Here is an 18810-nt window from a genome sequence, read left to right on the forward strand (position 1 = left end):
GTCGAGATAGACGGCGCAGGGCCTATGCGCCAATATTTACCGATGAATGACGCCTTGGAAAACATGATTGCCCGCGACGCCATCCGTCATTGCCTGGCACAGCTTGTCCGGGGCGAGGACCGGCGGAGTGTGGCGCTGATTTCAGCTTCATACTGGCCGGATTCCGTGACGGACTACGGCGTTTTCAAGGGCACGTTCGCCGAATATCTGGCGTGGGTGACGCCAGGATCAGACGCGATTGCCAACACCCAGCACCATCTTGGTCAAAGCTATATCGAGTTGGCGGGCGATAGCGCCAAAGTGGAAACCCAGGTCATATCCTATCATCGCATCAATTATGGTGACGGGGACGAGCATGATGTGGTGCTGGGCGGGCGTTATCTGGATGTTTTTGAAAAGCGGGGGGACGACTGGCGCATTGCTAGTCGCACCATGCTGTATGACTGGTATCAGGATTGGGGTGCTTCGATCGACTGGTCGGCAGGCGTCATGGGCATGGCATTCAGCGCGCCGACATTCGCCGGCCGCGCCAATGACGACTGGAGCGAGAGTTTCTTTGCAGCGCCTTAAAGCCCTTCCACGATAAACGCGCGATATTCACTCGCGTTGATCCGATGCGGCAAAGCGGCCTGATATTCCGGACTGTTATACCACGCTTGCGCATCGGCAAGGCTTGGAAACTTGAGGATGATCACGCCATCGGGCGTGGTGCCTTCTAGCGCTTCGATCTTGCCGTAGACCGCTAACGGCGCGATCCCGAATTGCAAAAAGGCTGGCACGCTTTCGCGGTTCATTTGCTGATAGGTAGCAAGCCCTTCTGGATCATGCGGTGGCACATCGCGGATAAAGATCGCATAAGCAGACATGGTCTGATATCCTAAACAAAGCTGGCTAGTGCCTGGGTTTCGAAGGGACTGAGTTCATCCAACCGTCCTGCTTGCACCTTGTTGGCCCAATCCGGATCAACGATCAAGGCGCGGCCAACGGCGATCAAATCAAACTCGCCGCGCTCCATCCGGGTGACAAGGCGTTCGAGGCTGGCAGGTTCGTTGCGCGACGATGGACGATCTATCACTGCGCCTTCTGTCAGGATCAGGCCAACGCCGCCCTCAGCGCGCCGCCGGTAATATTCAACATGGTCCGCGCCAGGCAATCCGCCTTGGGCAAAGCCCCGGATCATCGGTGCCATGACGATGCGGTTGTTCAATTGCATCGAACCGTGGGTGAACGGTTCGAACAGGATGGCGTGTTCGTGCGTGGTCATTGCGCCACTTGTTCCTTTTCGTGATTGCGGGCCCATGACGGGTAGGCACCCAGCGACAGAATTAGGCCACCGCAAAAGATCGAGGCGATCATGCCGAAAATCAGGAATGGGGCATATGTGCCATAAACATCGAAGATATAGCCTGCGAGCACGGGGCCGATCCCCGATCCTGCGGCAATCAAGCTGGCCATCACGCCGAACATTGCGCCAAAGTTGCGCAAGCCGCCGTATGCCGATGTGAGGTAGCTGGCGACTTGCAGCTTGGTGCCCGCGCTGTAGCCGTTGACTACCATCGCAGCTATGATGATCGGCGCGGTGAGATTGGGCAGGAGCAGCAACGCGAAAGCCACCGTGGTCATCCCCAACGTGATGCCTCCGACCCAGCGCACGTGATAGCGATCAAGCAACCAACCGGTGATCAGCTTGCCCGCAATCCCGGCAAAACCGGCGATGCTGGAATAGTAGGCGGCCGTAGTGCGGGTAAGGCCGGTTGATCGCAAGATTTCGAACTGGTGCACGTTAAGCGCGATGGTGACGACCATCATCAAGAACGTGGAAAGGCCGATCCGCCACAGTGCAGAATCGCGCCATGCCTCCGCAATGGAAAGGCCTGGCACATCGAGCAGCGGGCCCTTTGTCGGCACCTCACCCGTCTTGGCCTGCTTTGATTTCGCCATGGCGTAGCCATCGAAAAAGAACAGCGCGCATAACACGAAGGTTAATGTTCCGGCACCGAGGCCCAGCCCAATCCAGGCGCCACGCCAGCCGTAAGAGTTGATCAGCCAATCGGTCAGCGGCGCAAAAATGATCGCAGCGACTGCGGTGCCAGATAACGTGAGGCCGAGCGCCAAGCCCCTGCCCTCTTTGAAAACGCTGGAGATTGCGGCGGTCCAGACGGTCGATTTGATCATCACCCCGGCAAAAGCATAGAAGCCCCACAACGCCATCCACTGCACGGGTGAGCCATTGGCAAGGCTGAAGCCGGAGATGATCAGGCTGGCCAGGACGATCCCCGCCAGCGCCATCCCGCGCGTGCCCCAACGATCAATCAGAGCGCCGAAGAACGGCGACATCAGGAACGTCAGAATGGCGGTGATCGAAGCGCCGGAGGCTTGCAGCGCCCGGCCCCAGCCGAATTCGCGGCCTAGCGGTTCCATGAACAAGCCGGTGGTGACCGAGACAATCGCGCTGAAACCAAAGCCGGTTGCGGCGGCCAGTACCAGAAGCCAATGCTGGCGAAATTCGCCGCGAACGGACGGTGCGGAAATGGCATTGTTCATCCTGCGGTGACCCCTTTGTCCATTTGCAGAACCGCGCCATGAAATCCGCGTGACGCATCCGAGGCGAGGTAGGCGACCATGTCGGCCATCTCCTCCACCTCGACCAGCCCGCGCAGAGGCCGGAAGCGCGCAAGCAATTCGGGATCGGCCCCGGGCGGCGGAACGAAGTTTGCTGCGATCGGTGTGGACATCCCGCCGGGCGAAAGCGCGTTGATGCGGATGGGCTGCTTCAGATATTCCATCGCCATCGCTTTAGTCATATGCACAAGGCCTGCTTTTGTTGCGCAATAGGCTGCAGCGTAGGCCTGCCCCATATGCGCGGCGAGCGAGGCCACGTTGACGATGGCACCATTCGTTTTCAGCAGGTGCGGAATGGCCGTCTGGCTCAACAGGAAGGGCGCAGTGAGGTTTACCGCGAGGACCAGGTTCCAATCGGCCAGGAGCATTTCGTGGCTGTTGGCGAGTTTCAGGACTCCCGCCACGTTGCACAAGGCATCCAGCCTGCCGAAACTGTCCACTGCCGCTGCCACACTGGACGCGCAATTGGCGGCTTGAGACAGATCGGCCACGTGAACCAGCGCGATACGGCCTGCGGCCTCGATTTCTATAGCGGTTTCGGCCAACCCTTTGGCTTTGATATCGACAATACACACATCCGCGCCGGCCCGTGCCAGCTTGATCGCCGTTGCGCGGCCAAGCCCGCCGCCTGCGCCGGTAATCAACGCAACTTTGTCCGCCATATCGCCCGCCATATGCATCCCGTCTCTCTCCTATCGGATTGATTGCATGCGCTTTGGCGCCCGGTTTCGACCAATCCTGCGCAAGACATATCAAAATGCACCGCCGTGCAGCGGCTTGTTTCACCACGCCTTCTGCAAATCGCGGGCGCGATGGCCATGCCCTGCAAAATGCCCCCTTTTAACGTGGTGGCGATTTGATGGACGGGGTGTTGGTTTGAGGTGGATTCAGGGCTGCAGCGGATTAATGACTGGCCTCTGCAATACATCCCAGGAAACCAGATGACCTGCCACCCCACCACCACGCCATTGCCCGATACGATTGATTTTACGGCCTTGCGTGACAAATACCGTGTCGAACGGGCGCGGCGGCTGCGCAAAGAGGGTCAGGCGCAATATGTGCGGCCAAGTGGCAGCTTCGTGCCCGATTATTCGGTTGATCCTTACAAGGCGGTCGTGCCGCGTGATGCGCTGGATGAAGATATCGACGCGATCGTGCTTGGCGCGGGCTGGGGCGGCATCATGGCGGGCCATTACCTTGTAAAGCAAGGCGTCACCAACTTCCGCAACATCGATACCGCAGGCGATTTCGGCGGGGTGTGGTACTGGAACCAGTACCCAGGCGTGCAGTGCGATAACGATGCCTATTGCTACCTGCCGTTTCTGGAAGAAATGGGCTTCATGCCGTCGAAGAAGTTTTCGGACGGCCATGAAATCCAGGCCTACGCCAAGTCCATTGCGGTGCGTGGTGGCTTTGCTGAACGCGCCCTGTTCCACACGCAAGTGACCAGTGTGATATGGGACGACGCGGGCGCCCGCTGGCACATCACCACCAACCGTGGCGATGCGATCCGTGCGCGCTATGTGGTGACGGCATCGGGCGTATTGAACATGCCCAAGCTGCCAGCGGTGAAAGGCATTGAAAAGTTCAAAGGCAAGATCTTCCACACCTCGCGCTGGGATTATGATTACACTGGCGGCGCATACGGCGATCCGCAACTGGACAAGCTGGGCGACAAGCGTGTGGCCATTGTCGGAACGGGTGCAACCGCCATCCAGACCGTGCCGCCGCTTGCCGAGCATTCCAAGCACTTGTTCGTTATCCAGCGTACGCCATCAACGGTCGACAAGCGCCCCAACCCGCCGACCAGCGCCGAATGGGCAAGTTCGCTCAAGCCCGGCTGGCAGAAGGAGCGGATCGCCAACTTCCACCGTGGCGCACAAGAAGTGTTCCAGCCCGGCGAAACCGATCTGATTTGCGACATCTGGACCGAGATCAATCGCAACCTCTCTGCTGAAATTGCCGCTGCAGGCAAAGAGCTGACGATGGAAGAATTCATGGCCAAGCGCGATGAAATGGACTTCCGCGTGATGGAGCGCTTGCGCGCGCGTTGCGATGAACTGGTGGAAGACCCCGCGACCGCAGAAGCGCTCAAGCCGTACTATTACCACATGTGCAAGCGCCCTCTTTCCAGCGATGCCTTTTACCCCGCGTTCAATCGCCCCAACGTGACTCTGGTCGATGTGTCTGACACGCAAGGCCTTGAGGAGATGACCGAAAATGGCTTCATGGCGGGCGGTGAAGAACACGAGATCGACTGCATCATTTTTGCCAGCGGTTTCGAGGTGACATCCGATCTTGAGCGGCGCTGGAGCATTGGCAAATTCGAAGGCCGTGGCGGCGTTTCGATTTACGATCACTGGCGCGATGGCCCTGCCACGCTGCACGGCATCACCACGCATAATTTCCCGAACATGGGCTTCATCGGCTATATCCAGGGCGGCATCAATTCATCGGTGACCGAGCATTTCGGTGGACAATGCGCGCATATCGCATGGATCATTGGCGAGGCGCTGCGGCGCGGGGTTAACGCAGTTGAGCCAACCCAAGAAGCCCAAGATGCCTATGTAAAGACCTACAACGAAATCAAAATGGACGTCTCGGAACTGCAGCTGCGCTGCCCGCCCGGATACTTCAACAATGAAGGTGACACCAAGCCCAAGTGGGCGCTGTTCCCGGGTTGGGGTTACGGCTGGGATCACTTTGAAGCGATGCTGGCGCAGTGGCGCGATGCCGGTGACATGGAAGGGATGGCGGTGACGGCTTAAACCGCTGCCCTGCCGAGGAGCATGATATGACCGAACCAACCAATATCACACCCAAAGACCTCGATGACGAGGTTGCGGTCACTTATGGCACCGAGGCGTTTCTTTCAGAAGAATATCTGAAGGTTGAAAAAGAACGCTTGTGGCCGCGCGTGTGGCAGATGGCGGGGCGCGAGGAAGACATTCCGAACGTCGGCGATTACTTCACGTACGATATCTGCGATGATTCCATCATCGTCATCCGGACCGCTCCTGATACGATCAAGGCGTTTTACAACGTGTGCGCGCATCGTGGACGCCAGTTGATTGATGTGCCTGCGGGCAGCAACGGTGTGCGCGGCAATGCGCGCAGCTTTGTTTGCGCGTTCCACGGGTGGTCTTATGACATTGAAGGCCACAACAACTACATTCTCGATGAGGATGACTGGGGTGGTGCGATCAATCCCAATTGCACATCGCTGACCCCGGTCCGCGTCGATACCTGGGGCGGTTACCTCTATATCGACCAGCGCGAGGAAGCGGCTGAAAGCCTTGAAGAGTTTCTGGGTGATGCCGGGCGTATCCTGTCACACTTCGAATTGGACAAGATGCGCTATAAGTGGCGGCAATGGTGCATTTATCCGGCCAACTGGAAGACTTCGATCGAGGCTTTCATGGAGCCATATCACACCACCGCAACGCATCATCAGTTGACCGCATTTGCCGAATTCTATGCCTATTCCAAGCAATATGGCCTGCACAGTGTATCCGGTTTCGATCAGCGCAAATCTGCTGAATCGAGCACGCAGGGCGGTTCGGTCAGCCGTGCGGGCAAAGGTGCCGATCCGCGCATCTCGACCTATGAACTGGCGTACGAGAATTACACCACAATCAATTATTCGGCATCGACCGATACGCTGATCAATGCGGCGCGCCGTTTGCAGGATGAGCTGCCCGAAGGATCAACCGTGGGCGAAGTGATGGCGCATTGGATGGCTTCGGCCAAAGCCGATGATGCGGCGCGTGGAGTGATCTGGCCAGAAATTCCTCCTGCGGTCATGGCCGAGGCGGGCCTTGCCTGGACGCTGTTTCCCAACCAAAACATCCTGCAAGGGGTGACCTTCGCGCTGGCCTATCGCGCGCGGCCTTATGGCAACGATCCCGATATGTGCATCTTCGAGGCCTATGCGCTTGAGCGCTATCCCGAAGGCGAGGAGCCGAAGACCGAGTGGGTTGAGGCCGAGCCGACCGAAGAAAACTGGGGCAAGGTTCTCGCCCAGGATTTTGCCAACATGAAGTGGGTGCACAAAGGCATGAAATCGCGCGGCTTCAAAGGCGCGCTGCCCAACCCGCATCAGGAACAGAAAATCATCAATGCACACCGCAACCTCGCCGAATTCACCGGAATCGGCGCGCCAAGGATTTTGAAATGAGCTATGACGATCCCAAGCCCGCTCAGCCAGTTTCGCTACTACCAGGGCAAGCCGCGCCAACAAACACCGCAACGTCTGAGTTGAAGGTGATGGCCGGCGGCACCCCGGTCTACAAGCGCATCCTTGACCTTTTCGAAGCCGAAGGCATCAAGACGCTGTTCGGCATTCCTGATCCGAACTTTGTGCATCTGTGCCTTGAAGCCGAAGCGCGCGGTTGGACCGTGGTATCGCCGCACCATGAAGCGGCCGCCGGTTTCATGGCCGAGGCCGCATCGCGCATCACCGGCAAGCCTGCCGTTTGCTTTGGCACACTCGGGCCGGGCCTTGCCAACATGATGCCCGCGATCCAGTGCTGCAAAGTTGAAAACTCGCCGGTCATCTTCATCGGTGGCCAGCGCGCGCGAGTGACAGAACGCCGCGTCCGTCGCGGGCGTATCCAGTTCGTCCGTCAGGAACCGATGATCGAAGACAGCGTCAAGTATTCGGGCGCCATCGAGTATGCCGAGCAAACCGATGAAGTTGTCCGTGAAGCCATTCGCGTGGCGATGTCGGGCACGCCCGGCCCCACGTATATCGAATACCCTTCGCACATCATCCTTGAAGAGCTTGATGTTCCTGAAGTGCTGCCGCCACACCGCTATCGCCTGACCAATCAGGGTGCCGATGGTGACCGTATTGCAGAAGCGGCAGAGCTGATCCTGAAGGCGAAGAATCCGATCCTGCTGGTGGGCCATGCCGTGCACACCACCAAGTCTGGCGAAGCGGTCAAGGCACTCGCGCTCAAAATGAATTGCCCGGTGATCCAGACCTCTGGCGGCACCAGCTATATCGAGGGTATTGAAGACCGTACGTTCCAGTATGTGTTCTCGGACGCCTCGATCGAAGCGGTGGAAGCATCAGATTGTGTGGTCGCGCTGGCCACAGAACTGGGCGAACCCTTGCACTTCGGCCGCTGGCGCCATTGGTATGCAGGCGAAGCCAACCGCAAGTGGATCTACGTTCAGCAAGACCCGACAGCGATAGGCGTGAACCGTCCGATCGACGTGCCGTTGGTGGGCGATGTGCGCGCAGTTGTGCCGCAGCTTACCCGCGCACTGGGCGAAGGCCGTCCCGCAGGCGAAGACCTCGCCAAGTTCATGCGCGACGGACAAGCCGAACTGGATGAATTGGCCATTGAAACGCTGACCAAGAGCGATGGCACGGGCAATGTGCCAGTCCACACCTCGCGGTTCATCGTGGAAGCAACCAAGGCGTTCCCCAAAGACGGCATTATGATCCGCGATGGCGGCGCTTCGGTGGTGTTTGGCTGGACTTATAACCAGTGCAAGCCGAACGACGTGATCTGGAACCAGAACTATGGCCACATCGGCACCGGCCTGCCGTACGCCACGGGCGCAATGCTGGCTGATATTGCCGAAACCGGTGTTACCCGCCCCGGTATGCTGGTCACCTCGGACAGCTCGTTCCTGTTCCACATCGCCGAGCTGGAAGTGGCTGTGCGCCGCAACCTGCCGCTGGTGTGCGTGGTTGCGGTCGATTTCCAGTGGGGTCTTGAAGTGGGCGTGTACAAACGCACATTTGGCCCTGGCACCGCCGAAACCGGCACGCACTGGAGCGACAAGGTGCGTTTCGACAAGATCGCTGAAGGCCTTGGTGCCCATGGCGAATTCGTGCCGACCGCCGATGGCATTGGCCCTGCAATTGCGCGCGCTTATGCCCGCGGCGGACCGACCGTCATTCACGTGCCGATCGATCCGAAGGCCAACTCGGAAGAAATGCCAAAGTACGACAAGTTCCGTACCTGGTACGCTGAAGGCACGCAGTAAGCACGGCCGCTGCGGCTTTCCCGTCCTGATCCGTCAGGCCGGGAAAGCTGCCGCTTTTTGTTTGCCAACGTCGCACAGGCGATGTCGGCACGATGCGGTGACAAGCCTCCCATAGCCCGATAACTACAGGGCATAAGTTTTGGAGAGGCAGAGATGCGCAGCTACACCCAGTTCTATATCGATCGCAAATGGGTTGACCCGGTCACACCCGCTACCGCCGACGTGATCAATCCTGCGACTGAAGACGTTTCGGGCACGATTTCGTTGGGATCGGTAGCCGACGTTGACAAAGCCGTGGCCGCTGCGCGCAAGGCGTTTGGCGTATGGTCGCAATCGAGCGTTGCCGAGCGGCTGGAATTGCTGCGCGGGATTCAGGCGGAATACGCCAACCGTATGCAGGAAATGGGCGAAGCGGTTACCGAAGAGATGGGCGCGCCGATTGCGCTGGGCTGCGGATTTCAGGCAGGGCTTGGCGCGGGCCATCTGCAAACCGCCATCGAAGTACTGGAAAACTTCAAGTTCGAAGAGCAGAAGGGCGCGCATCTTATCGTGCGTGAACCGATTGGCGTTTGCGGATTGATCACGCCATGGAACTGGCCACTCAATCAGGTGACCGTCAAGGTATTCCCGGCGCTGGCCACGGGCTGCACATCAGTGCTGAAGCCGCCGCAACTTGCGCCTTATTCTGCACAAATCCTTGCCGAAATCATGCACAAGGCGGGCACTCCTGCGGGCGTGTTCAACATGATCCAAGGGCAAGGCAGCGTCATCGGGAGCGCGCTTTCCAAACATGCCGACGTCGATATGGTCAGCTTCACCGGGTCAGAGCCGGTGGGCATCCAAATCAGCAAGGACGCGGCCGATACGGTCAAACGCGTCGGGCTGGAACTGGGCGGCAAGAGCGCGTGGATCATCCTTGATGATGCGGACATGGCGGGCAATGTTGCAGCCGCAACCGGTGGCATGATGGTCAATGCAGGCCAGACCTGTTCGGCAGGTTCGCGTCTGCTGGTGCCGCGTTCGCGGCTGGACGAGGCTGTGGCCGCGGCCAAGGCGGCGTGCGAGGGCGTGAGTGTGGGCGATCCGCATTCGGACGTGGCGATGGGGCCCGTCGTGTCCAAATCGCAGTGGAACATCATTCAAGGCTATATCCAGAAGGGCCTTGATGAAGGCGCAACGCTGGTTTCGGGTGGACTGGGCCGTCCCGATGGGCTGAGCCGTGGTTATTTCGTCAAGCCGACGGTGTTTGCCTGCACCAACGATGCGGTGATCGCGCGTGAGGAAATCTTCGGGCCGGTGCTGGTGATCATCGCCTATGATGATCTTGATCATGCGGTCGAGATTGCCAACGACAGCGTGTTCGGGCTTGGCGGCTATGTCAGCGGACAGAACCGCGACACGGCGATTGCACTGGCGCGGCGGATGCGCACGGGCGCGGTCTGGGTCAACGGCGGGTTTGATTTCCACGCACCGTTCGGCGGCTACAAGCATTCGGGCAATGGCCGCGAATGGGGCGAGGCTGGCTTCCACGAATATCTCGAGATCAAATCGATCATCGGCTGAACCTGATCTTGTGGGAGAGATTGAATGACCACAACACTGAACCGCTATAGCGGGCCTGCCGCAACGACGGCGGAAGGATGGTCAGCCACGCGTTTGACCCCGCCAAGCAGGCTCTATGGCGCCAACGGCATCCGCACCGCCAGCGATGGACGGATATGGGTGGCACAAGTGCCGGGCAGTCTGGTCAGCGCGGTTGATCCCGATAGCGGCGCGGTTGAGGTGATCAGCCCGATGGGCGGCGCGATTATTGCCCCAGATGATCTGGTGTTCGATGAAGCGGGCAATCTCTATTGCACCGAAATCACCGAAGGGCGCGTGTGCATGCGTGCGCCAAACGGCACGGTTACCGTCATCCAGGGCGATATACCGGTGGCCAACCCGATCACCTACCATGAGGGGCGGCTGATTGTGGGCGAATGCCGCATCGGCGCGCGGATCATGGAACTGGACCGCAATGGCGGAGCGCCGCGCATCATCAAGGGCGATGTGCCGATGGCCAACGCGTTTGATGTGGGGCCGGACGGGCGGCTTTATGCGCCGATCATGGGCACCAATGAGATTTGGGCGATTGATCTGGAAACCGGTGCGCATCAAGTGATTGCGGGCGATCTGGGCGTGCCGGATTCGGTCAAGTTTGACAGCAAGGGCCGGATCGTCACCACGCAAGTGATGTCGGGCCAGGTGCTGCGGATCGATCCGGTCAGCGGCCAGCGCGAGGTTCTGGCCGATCTTGGCCCCGGATTGGATAACGTGACCTTTGTGGGCGACCGCATCTTCGTTTCATCGATCCCCGGCGAGTTGACCGAAATCCTTGCCCCCGGCAAGACACGTTCGGTCATCCCGCGCGCGCTGCAATGGCCGTTGGGCTTGGCGGTTGGCGCAGATGGCAGCGTGATGGTGACCGATGGCGCGTTTTCCTATTCGCTGAACCGCAGTGGCGGGCTGGACCTTGCTTTCATGCTGTTTACCCACAGCAGCCCCGGCTATGCGCGCGGCGTATGTGCGGGGAGCAAGGCAGGCGAGTGGATTTTCACCACCGGCATGGGCGGTGTGGCCCGCTATTCCCCCGCAAGCGGCGAAATCGAATGGTTGGCCAATGGCTATGACCAGCTGATGGGTGTGGCCGCGTTTGGCAATGCGGTGATCTTTGCCGAATATGGCACGGGCCGCGTGTTGAGCGCCGAGGGCGGCGCGATCACCGAATTGGCAAGCGGACTGGACAAGCCGATGGGCGTTGCCATTGGCAGCGATGGCACGATTTATGTGGCCGAGGCCGGTGCTGACCGCGTGGTCAAGCTTTCCGGCGGCAAAAGCGACACGGTTCTGGACGGGCTGCACCGCACCGAAGGGTTGTGCATCCAGGGCGGGAAGCTTTACGCCGTGGACAGTGTGGGCAAATCGCTGACCGAATGTGATCTGGCCAGTGGCGCGATCACAACGGTGGCAACGCAACTGCCGGTTGGGCCACCGCCCGGATGCGGCGCGATGCCGTTCCTCGGGCCGATTGGCGATATGTCCGGGCCGATGATCAATTTTGCCGGGATTGCGGCAGCGCCCGATGGGACACTTTATCTGGCGGCTGACGCCGAGGGCAGCGTGATGGCTATCAAGCCTCGCTAATAAAGGAAGGGCCGGGGATTTTCTCCCCGGCCCTTTTTCCTGTCAGAACGGCAGGCGATAAAGCTTCGAAGCGTTATCCTGCAGCACCTTCTTCTTGGTGGCAAAATCATAGCCGCCAAGCACATCGACGACATGCGCCTGCACGCCGGGATAGAGCGAGGTCGGGTGCGGGAAATCGGTTTCGAACATCACGTTATCGACGCCGATGGTTTCCAGCAGCAGCTTGGGGCCGACCTTTTCGAACCAGAACGTGCAATAGAAGTGATCGCGGAAGTAATCCCACGGACGTTTGTTGAGCAGGCCCTTCTTGCTGGGCAACATTTCGTCAAACTGGTGCTCAAGCGCTTCGATAGCGAAAGGCAACCAGCCCATGCCGCTTTCGATCAGACCGATCTTCAGGCCGGGGTGACGGTCAAGCCGGCCCGAGACCATCCAGTTGCCGAGCGTTGCCGCATTGCCGATGGAAAACATCGTGGCCACAACGGACAGCGTCTGTTCAAAGCCGAAGCCCTCCCACGTGATCGTGTTGGGATCGATCGCGCTGTTGAGGTGGAAGTTGAGCGAGGTGCCGGTGGCATCGCACAGTTCGAGGAACGGGGTCCAGTATTCCTGCATGAAGCTTGGCACGCCCACACGCTCTGGCGTATCGGGCAAAACGAAACCGCGAATGCCGCCATCGATGCAGCGGCGTGTTTCGGCCATCAACGCGGCCTGATCCCAGAACGGCAGATGGCCCATATTGAAGATGCGCTGACCCGATTCCTCGGTATATTCCATCGATGCATCGTTATAGATTTTGACGATATTGAGCGCGAGATCATTGTCGCCAAGGCTCATCAACGATCCGGCCTGCGTGACGCCAGAGTTTTGGTAACAGATCTGGGCATAGACGCCCATATCATCCATCGCCTTAAGGCGTTCCTTCATCACGTGTCCGCCGGGATGGGCCTGTTCGAGCTTTGGAAATGCAAGGCGGCCGAGCAGCTTGTTGTTATCTGCACGGATGACGTTTCCGCCCATCGATCCAAAGTTTCGGTCCCCCACATACCAACGCTCAACCCCGTCCTGATCAAGGCGGACGTATGGCACCTTGTCCTTGTAGGCCGCGGGCGCGCGGCTGGTGAACAAATCGGGCGCTTCGGTAATATGCGTATCGGTATCGACGATCTTGATGCCTTCGAGTGAAGGGTGAAGACCGCCTGATTGCGAGGCGTAATCAACCTCGCGGATTACGCCGCCTTCTGTATAGCCTTCGGCAGACCAATACTTGCGCGCGTTTTCGGCGATTTCTGTCTTTTCAACTGTGGCCATGCAATTTCTCCGGCATCTTATGTTTCAGTTTTCGCAGGGATTATGGGCAGGAGCAACCTGCCGCCTGAATCTATCGCTGCCACGGTGATCGCCTTATGCGGGATCACTCCACACCGAATTGAGCACACGCGGGGACAAATATTTGGTCTTGGTCCAGCCGCCATCGACCGTAATCGTCTGGCCGTTGATCATCTCGCCCCCTGCCGAACACAGGAACGCAATGGTGCTGGCGATATCGGTCGCTTCACCCAGACGCGGATAGGGCGTGGTTTCGACGTTGACGCGTTTGAAGGTCTCATCCTCGAAACGATGGCGTACCATGTCGGTCATCGTAACGCCCGGTGCTACGCAGTTCGAGCGGATTCCGCGCGGGCCATATTCGCAGGCCATGTGTTCGGTCAGCGATTTGAGGCCGCCCTTGGCCGCAGAATAGGCCCCTCCCCGCTTGCCGCCGATCATCGCGAATGTGGAGGTGACGTTGACCACGCCCGCGCCTGCCTGCATGTGCGGGATCACCTCACGGCACAGCCGGAACGGCGCGCGCAGCATCACGTTCAGGAATTCGTCGAGCATTGCATCGTCGGTTTCATCAAGTGGCTTGGGACTGCCAAGGCCGGCATTGTTGATCAGAAAATCGATGCGCCCAAACCGGCTGAGCGCCAGTTCGACAATCGAACGCGGCGCATGGTCAGCCGAAATATCAATTGAAATCGTGGCCAATCGTGCAGGATCGGCAATTACCTCTTCCAGCGTTGCCAGCTTCGATGCGCTGCGGCCTACACCGACAATGGCCATGCCCTGATCGTGCAACAACCGCGCGGTTTCAAGGCCGATGCCGCTGCCTGCACCGGTAATGATCGCAACTTGCATGGTCAAACGTCTCCCAGATCGGTTTCGACTTCGCTCACCGCGTAAAAGCGGGATTTGGCACGGTCGATAAACTCAAGTTCATCGGCGATCACATCGGGCGGCATCGCATCCTTGCGCAAGGTAGCGATGATCGCGTCGACGGGTGCGCGACTGGTGAACCACAGTTCGGTGATCACATCGAATTCCGGCTCGGCCATGCCTTCCACCGGCTCCAAATAGCGACGGAAGTATCGCGTGGCACCGCGCATATAGCGCATGCACAACGGCATGTGCCGGGTCTCGTAGTATTCCCGAAATGCGCCGACCGAGATATCCGGTCGGCGTTTCATAAACAGCAAGAGCTTGTGCACTTCAGCCTTTGGATCAGAAGTCATATTCGATGATCTTGCCATCGAAATTGCCGCCCAGCGTGTGCGTAGCGGCGGCAAGCTTGTCAGCGGGTTTGCCTTCAAGATGGCCGTCGAGGATGCGATTGTAATTGCTGATCAGCCCTTCAATCGTGCTCGACAGCCGCATGAAATCAAAGCCTTGGGCATGGAGCCCCTTTTGCTGGATCGGGATGTTCGAATAGTCCTGGCGCGGAATCGGAGGGAATTCCTGGCTGTCATAGGGCAGGAACGTGGGTTCCATCACAGGTGCAGGTTCTTCACCCGGCGCGAAATGCGTGAGCGACCAGATTTCAAAAATGCAGGTTTCAGGCCCGGTCGGGCGGATGCGATAAGCCGATGTGCTGGTGAAGAACGGCAGCAGGAAATAGTGCGGGAACAGGAATTCAACCGCGCTGAGCGGATCGGACACTGCCAGTGCATTGAGATCGGGCACATTTTCACCACGCGCGGTCAATTGTTCGTGAATTTGGTGCTGGACGATGCCAAACCATGTCATCAACGCCAGCTGAGGATCCTCGGGCAGCGGCACATCGGCAAGCTGGCGCGCAATCGCCACTTCCTTTTCATGGACCATTCCGGCCATGCCTTCGCTCAACAGGCCAAGATGCTTGATCTGGGCCTTGATATTGTCGGCAATTGACAGGTTGGGGTTCATCGGCACGCCGATGCCGCCGGTGTCCATACCATACATCATGTTATAGAGCATGGGCGCTGCCTGTTGCAGCTGCGGGTGCGTACGCATCACATGGTAGCCTTCCATGAAGGCCTCGATCGCAGTCTTCCAGTTGGCGGGAAGTTCGGTGGCGTACCACCATTCGGCGCGCTGGTTACTGTGGCCGCGCTTTTCAAGGCGTTGCAGCACCGGACCGATCGTGTCGGCAAATGAAGGCGCATCATCATCAAAGTTGATAAATACGCAGCCGATCGCTTCTTCATGGCGGCAGGGCCGCAGGGCCAGATCGGCTTCATCAAGCTGGCGTTCTTCAAACATGTGGCGGCCATAGACGAAGGTATTTTTGCCTTCGATGTTCCAGCGCCAACCGTGGAACGGGCAGATGAAACCGGCGGTCTTGCAATTGCCGTGGCCTGCGTTTTCGGTCAGCGGCAGGCCGCGATGGCGGCAGGCGTTGTGGAACGCGCGAATGCCATCCTTGGTGCGCACCACAATGATCGATTTGCCAAGGTTTGAATACTCGATCCAATCACCCACTTCGGGCAATTGCTCAACCCGGCAGGCCATCTGCCAGACGTGTGGCCAAAGCTTTTCACATTCCAGCTTATAGAACTGCTCGTCGTAATAGCGCGGCGAGGGAATGCGGTCGGCTTCGACGACCTTGAACGGAATGGACAGTTTGGGGTCTGCCTCGGCCATGGAACACCTCTCTCAATCAGATTTTGCCGATAAAACTAGCTGCTATGGGGTTTGGCACAACCGCCAAGGCACGGGCGTTGCGTTAAGCGCGGGGGCGATGTCCGGAATCAGATAGCCCCCACCGCCTTCAGTTCAGCGATCCGCTCTGCGGAATAACCCAGTTCGCCAAGCACTTCGGCGTTATGTTCCCCCAGCATCGGGGGGGCGCGGCGGATGGTGGCAGGCGAGGCTGACATCTGCGCGAGCGGGCTGGCAATCAGATCGACCGAGCCAGCCTCGGCCCAAGCATGCGGCGTGGTGGCGCGAAGCCCGCGATGCTGCACCTGCGGCTCGTCCCACACCTCGGACAGCTCATTGAATTTGGCCGCCGGAATGCCGACGCTATCCAGCTTGGAAAGCAAATCAGCCACGCTGAATTGGCTGCTCCACTGGCAGATGATTTCGATCAGCTCTGCCTGCCCGGTGCGGCCGCGTTTGAAATTGGTGTCGAAACGCGGATCGGTGAACAGGTCTGGTTGTTCCATCAACACGGTCAAACGGCGGTAATGTTCATCGGTGCCTGCGGTGAGATAAACGATGCCGTCGCTGGCGGTGATCAAATCTGCCGGACCGCCGCCGTTGCCACCATTGCCAAGGCGCGGCGGAGGGAAGCCGCTGATAAGATAATCCTGCATGATGTGACTGACCATAGCCACCGAAGTATCGAGCAGGGCGATGTCGATGTACTGCCCCTCACCTGTATTGGCACGGTGAAGCAGCGCCGCCATGATTGCGAGCGCAGTGTTGTGGCCGGTCATGAAGTCGACAAGGCTCGGCCCTGCTTTCAATGGCCCCGCCCCCGGTTTGCCTTCAGGGATGCCGGTAACAGCCATCATGCCGCCGGTTGCCTGGAACAGACCGTCATAGCCGGGAAGCGCCGCCATCGGGCCGGTTTGGCCAAAGCCGGTGACCGAGCAATAGATCAGGCGTGGGTTGATCGCCTTGAGGCTTTCATAATCCAGCCCGAACCGTTTGAGATCACCCACCTTGAAGTTCTCGATCAGAACATCGGCATCTTTAACCAGAGCGCGGATGATGTCCTGCCCTTCTGGTTTGCTGTGATTGACCGTAATCGAGCGCTTGTTGCGGTTGGCAACGGTAAAAAAGCTCGATTGGCGGGTGTCGATGCCATCTTTGCCTTTGACCCACGCGGTACCATAGCCGCGCCCGTCATCGCCAGAGCCGGGCCGTTCGATCTTGATCACGTCGGCGCCGAGATCACCGAGGATCTGTGCGCCCACTGGAGCGGCAAAAACGCGGCTCATATCAATGACGCGGATACCATCTAAAGCTGCGGCCATTATCGAATTCCATATGCGAGGAGCCGGGTCATCTAACAAAACACAGGCCCGCCTGTCAGACCTTGAATACGCTATCGCGGGCGCGATGCCCGTTGTCTTGACTCCATCCCGGCGCAATGCTGAACACCAGTTCAACTAACCTAGAGGATAAGTTGAATGACACGTTCACTTCAGGGCCGCGTAGCTGTCGTAACCGGAGCGGGATCGGGCATCGGCCGCGCCATCGCATTGCGCCTTGCCGAAGATTCCGCCAAGATCGCCATCTGGGACATCAATGCACAAGGTGCTGAAGAAACCGCGCAGATGGTGCGCGATGCCGGCGGCGTGGCCATCGCAATCGATGTTGATTGTTCCGATAAGGCCGCGATCAAGGCCGCAGCTGACCGCACCCGCGCCGAACTTGGCCCCATCGCCATTCTGGTAAACAACGCCGGGATCGCGCCGTTCACTCCGTTCCTCAGCACCGATGACGAGCTTTTCGACAAAGTGATCCGCATCAACTTGCGCGGGCCGTGGCTGGTGACCAAGGAATGCCTGCCCGATATGCTGGAAGCAGGCTGGGGCCGCGTGATCAACATCACGTCTTCGTCGGTGCAAACCGGATCGCCAGCGCAGGGCCATTATGTTTCGTCCAAAGGCGGGCTTGTGGGCATGAGCAAGGCGCTGGCGTTGGAATTCGCGGCCTCTGGCGTGACGTTCAACATCATCCCCCCCGGCTTTATCGATACGCCAATGCTGCGCGCCGCGCCGATTGACGCCGACGCATTTGCCCAAACGCTGCCAATGAAGCGCATTGGCAAGCCAGAAGACATTGCTGCGGCTGCGGCATACTTGGCATCGGAAGAGGCCAGCTATATCACCGGACAGACGATCAGCACCAATGGCGGCCGCTATATGGGTTCGCATTGATGGACAGCGCCATGCGTCTTGCAGGCAAGATCGCGATTATCACCGGCACCGCCGGTGGCATGGGGCAAGCCTCTGCGATCCTGTTCGCAAAGCATGGCGCGAAAATCGCGTGCGTTGATCTTTCGGAAGAGGTCAACGCCGAAACGATGGCCGCGATTGCCGATCTTGGCGGCGCGGCCATTTCGATTGCGGCAGATATCACCAAAACAGCGGACGTTGAACGCATCGTCTCGCGGACAATTGGCGAACTGGGCTTGCCCACCATCCTGTTCAACAATGCAGGCGCCGATACCGAAAACAAGCAATCGATCCTCAAGATCGATGAAGCGGCTTTTGACCGGGTGGTAGAGGTCAACCTCAAAGGGCCGTGGCTGATGATCAAGCACGTGGCTCCGCACATGATCGAGGCAGGCGGTGGATCGATCATCAACACGGCATCGATCGGCGCCTTCATCGCGGCCAGTTCTGCCGGGTATTGTGCATCAAAGGCAGGGCTGGTCGGGCTGACCAAAGTGGCGGCGGTGGAATTGGCGCGGCACGGCATCCGTGTGAACGCGCTGTGCCCCGGCGCTACTGAAACACCAATGGCCAAACATCAACGGATGGAAATGGAGAAGGCAGGTATGCCCACCTCCAACAGTATTATTGACCGGATGGGGGTGATGGGCCGTTTGGCACAGCCTGAGGAAATGGCCAACATGGCGCTGTTTCTTGCCAGTGACGAATCCGGTTTTGCCACCGGCGCAAGTTTCATCAACGATGGCGGGTGGCTCGCGATGAGCGGCCTTCCCGTGCAAGGATAACGGACGCG

17 protein-coding genes are annotated in these 18810 nt (G+C 58.9%); 8 read left to right on the forward strand and 9 right to left on the reverse strand.

From position 1 onward, the window contains the following. Positions 1–24 precede the first annotated feature (24 nt). The gene (locus IP81_RS07060; RefSeq protein WP_231626258.1) at positions 25–570 is read left to right on the forward strand and encodes a nuclear transport factor 2 family protein; all 546 of its coding nucleotides are present in this window, start codon (positions 25–27) and stop codon (positions 568–570) included. Here IP81_RS07060 and IP81_RS07065 read toward each other — a convergent pair. Genes IP81_RS07065 through IP81_RS07080 form a run of 4 tightly spaced genes read right to left on the reverse strand, consistent with a single transcriptional unit; the run spans position 567 to position 3284 of the window. Continuing rightward, positions 567–866, reverse strand: coding sequence for a DUF1330 domain-containing protein (locus IP81_RS07065; protein WP_054107289.1), 300 nt, complete (start codon positions 864–866; stop codon positions 567–569). The genes IP81_RS07060 and IP81_RS07065 overlap by 4 nt on opposite strands. An 11-nt stretch (positions 867–877) precedes the next feature. Next, entirely contained in the window at positions 878–1264 is a 387-nt protein-coding gene (locus IP81_RS07070) for a hypothetical protein (protein ID WP_054107290.1), read from the reverse strand. Then, positions 1261–2544, reverse strand: coding sequence for an MFS transporter (locus IP81_RS07075; protein ID WP_054107291.1), 1284 nt, complete (start codon positions 2542–2544; stop codon positions 1261–1263). Before IP81_RS07075 ends, IP81_RS07070 begins: the two co-directional genes overlap by 4 nt. Further along, positions 2541–3284 carry an SDR family NAD(P)-dependent oxidoreductase gene (locus IP81_RS07080; RefSeq protein ID WP_231626259.1) on the reverse strand — a complete coding sequence of 248 codons (744 nt, stop codon included), beginning with the start codon at positions 3282–3284 and terminating at the stop codon, positions 2541–2543. The genes IP81_RS07075 and IP81_RS07080 overlap by 4 nt, the downstream gene beginning before the upstream one ends. Before the next feature lie 279 nt (positions 3285–3563). Between IP81_RS07080 and IP81_RS07085 the strand changes: the two genes are divergently transcribed. From IP81_RS07085 to IP81_RS07105, 5 genes are all read left to right on the forward strand, one after another. After that, positions 3564–5390: an NAD(P)/FAD-dependent oxidoreductase gene (locus tag IP81_RS07085; RefSeq protein ID WP_054107293.1), complete on the forward strand. Its 1827-nt coding sequence runs from the start codon at positions 3564–3566 to the stop codon at positions 5388–5390. Between the two features lie 26 nt (positions 5391–5416). Next, a complete protein-coding gene (locus IP81_RS07090; RefSeq protein ID WP_054107294.1) occupies positions 5417–6799 on the forward strand; it encodes an SRPBCC family protein in 1383 nt (460 codons plus the stop codon). After that, positions 6796–8625: a thiamine pyrophosphate-binding protein gene (locus tag IP81_RS07095; RefSeq protein WP_054107295.1), complete on the forward strand. Its 1830-nt coding sequence runs from the start codon at positions 6796–6798 to the stop codon at positions 8623–8625. Before IP81_RS07090 ends, IP81_RS07095 begins: the two co-directional genes overlap by 4 nt. 153 nt (positions 8626–8778) lie before the next feature. Further along, on the forward strand, positions 8779–10188 hold the full coding sequence (locus IP81_RS07100; protein WP_054107296.1) for an aldehyde dehydrogenase family protein: 1410 nt from the start codon (positions 8779–8781) through the stop codon (positions 10186–10188). A gap of 24 nt (positions 10189–10212) precedes the next feature. Next, positions 10213–11808, forward strand: coding sequence for a gluconolaconase (locus tag IP81_RS07105; RefSeq protein ID WP_054107297.1), 1596 nt, complete (start codon positions 10213–10215; stop codon positions 11806–11808). A gap of 42 nt (positions 11809–11850) precedes the next feature. Here IP81_RS07105 and IP81_RS07110 read toward each other — a convergent pair whose 3' ends face one another. The 5 genes from IP81_RS07110 to IP81_RS07130 form a co-directional block, all read right to left on the reverse strand. Then, a complete protein-coding gene (locus tag IP81_RS07110) occupies positions 11851–13119 on the reverse strand; it encodes an amidohydrolase family protein (RefSeq protein ID WP_054107298.1) in 1269 nt (422 codons plus the stop codon). A gap of 93 nt (positions 13120–13212) precedes the next feature. Then, positions 13213–13989 carry an SDR family NAD(P)-dependent oxidoreductase gene (locus IP81_RS07115; protein ID WP_054107299.1) on the reverse strand — a complete coding sequence of 259 codons (777 nt, stop codon included), beginning with the start codon at positions 13987–13989 and terminating at the stop codon, positions 13213–13215. A gap of 2 nt (positions 13990–13991) precedes the next feature. Then, the gene (locus tag IP81_RS07120; RefSeq protein ID WP_197274557.1) at positions 13992–14363 is read right to left on the reverse strand and encodes an EthD domain-containing protein; all 372 of its coding nucleotides are present in this window, start codon (positions 14361–14363) and stop codon (positions 13992–13994) included. Beyond that, on the reverse strand, positions 14353–15750 hold the full coding sequence (locus IP81_RS07125) for an SRPBCC family protein (protein ID WP_054107300.1): 1398 nt from the start codon (positions 15748–15750) through the stop codon (positions 14353–14355). Before IP81_RS07125 ends, IP81_RS07120 begins: the two co-directional genes overlap by 11 nt. Before the next feature lie 107 nt (positions 15751–15857). After that, positions 15858–17090, reverse strand: a complete 1233-nt coding sequence (locus IP81_RS07130) for a CaiB/BaiF CoA-transferase family protein (protein ID WP_054107301.1) — start codon at positions 17088–17090, stop codon at positions 15858–15860. Positions 17091–17246: 156 nt separating this feature from the next. Here IP81_RS07130 and IP81_RS07135 point away from each other — a divergent pair, with 156 nt between their 5' ends. Continuing rightward, a complete protein-coding gene (locus IP81_RS07135; protein WP_054107302.1) occupies positions 17247–17999 on the forward strand; it encodes an SDR family NAD(P)-dependent oxidoreductase in 753 nt (250 codons plus the stop codon). Between the two features lie 11 nt (positions 18000–18010). Continuing rightward, positions 18011–18802, forward strand: coding sequence for an SDR family NAD(P)-dependent oxidoreductase (locus IP81_RS07140; RefSeq protein ID WP_197274558.1), 792 nt, complete (start codon positions 18011–18013; stop codon positions 18800–18802). The last annotated feature ends 8 nt before the right edge of the window (positions 18803–18810 follow it).

Source organism: Novosphingobium sp. AAP83 (assembly GCF_001295795.1).
Taxonomy (GTDB): Bacteria; Pseudomonadota; Alphaproteobacteria; order Sphingomonadales; family Sphingomonadaceae; genus Novosphingobium.

Coding starts and splice junctions, on each gene's coding strand:
- IP81_RS07060 (WP_231626258.1), top strand. CDS start 25: ATGCGCCAATATTTACCGATGAATGACGCCTTGGAAAACATGATTGCC.
- IP81_RS07065 (WP_054107289.1), bottom strand. CDS start 866: ATGTCTGCTTATGCGATCTTTATCCGCGATGTGCCACCGCATGATCCA.
- IP81_RS07070 (WP_054107290.1), bottom strand. CDS start 1,264: ATGACCACGCACGAACACGCCATCCTGTTCGAACCGTTCACCCACGGT.
- IP81_RS07075 (WP_054107291.1), bottom strand. CDS start 2,544: ATGAACAATGCCATTTCCGCACCGTCCGTTCGCGGCGAATTTCGCCAG.
- IP81_RS07080 (WP_231626259.1), bottom strand. CDS start 3,284: ATGGCGGACAAAGTTGCGTTGATTACCGGCGCAGGCGGCGGGCTTGGC.
- IP81_RS07085 (WP_054107293.1), top strand. CDS start 3,564: ATGACCTGCCACCCCACCACCACGCCATTGCCCGATACGATTGATTTT.
- IP81_RS07090 (WP_054107294.1), top strand. CDS start 5,417: ATGACCGAACCAACCAATATCACACCCAAAGACCTCGATGACGAGGTT.
- IP81_RS07095 (WP_054107295.1), top strand. CDS start 6,796: ATGAGCTATGACGATCCCAAGCCCGCTCAGCCAGTTTCGCTACTACCA.
- IP81_RS07100 (WP_054107296.1), top strand. CDS start 8,779: ATGCGCAGCTACACCCAGTTCTATATCGATCGCAAATGGGTTGACCCG.
- IP81_RS07105 (WP_054107297.1), top strand. CDS start 10,213: ATGACCACAACACTGAACCGCTATAGCGGGCCTGCCGCAACGACGGCG.
- IP81_RS07110 (WP_054107298.1), bottom strand. CDS start 13,119: ATGGCCACAGTTGAAAAGACAGAAATCGCCGAAAACGCGCGCAAGTAT.
- IP81_RS07115 (WP_054107299.1), bottom strand. CDS start 13,989: ATGCAAGTTGCGATCATTACCGGTGCAGGCAGCGGCATCGGCCTTGAA.
- IP81_RS07120 (WP_197274557.1), bottom strand. CDS start 14,363: ATGACTTCTGATCCAAAGGCTGAAGTGCACAAGCTCTTGCTGTTTATG.
- IP81_RS07125 (WP_054107300.1), bottom strand. CDS start 15,750: ATGGCCGAGGCAGACCCCAAACTGTCCATTCCGTTCAAGGTCGTCGAA.
- IP81_RS07130 (WP_054107301.1), bottom strand. CDS start 17,090: ATGGCCGCAGCTTTAGATGGTATCCGCGTCATTGATATGAGCCGCGTT.
- IP81_RS07135 (WP_054107302.1), top strand. CDS start 17,247: ATGACACGTTCACTTCAGGGCCGCGTAGCTGTCGTAACCGGAGCGGGA.
- IP81_RS07140 (WP_197274558.1), top strand. CDS start 18,011: ATGCGTCTTGCAGGCAAGATCGCGATTATCACCGGCACCGCCGGTGGC.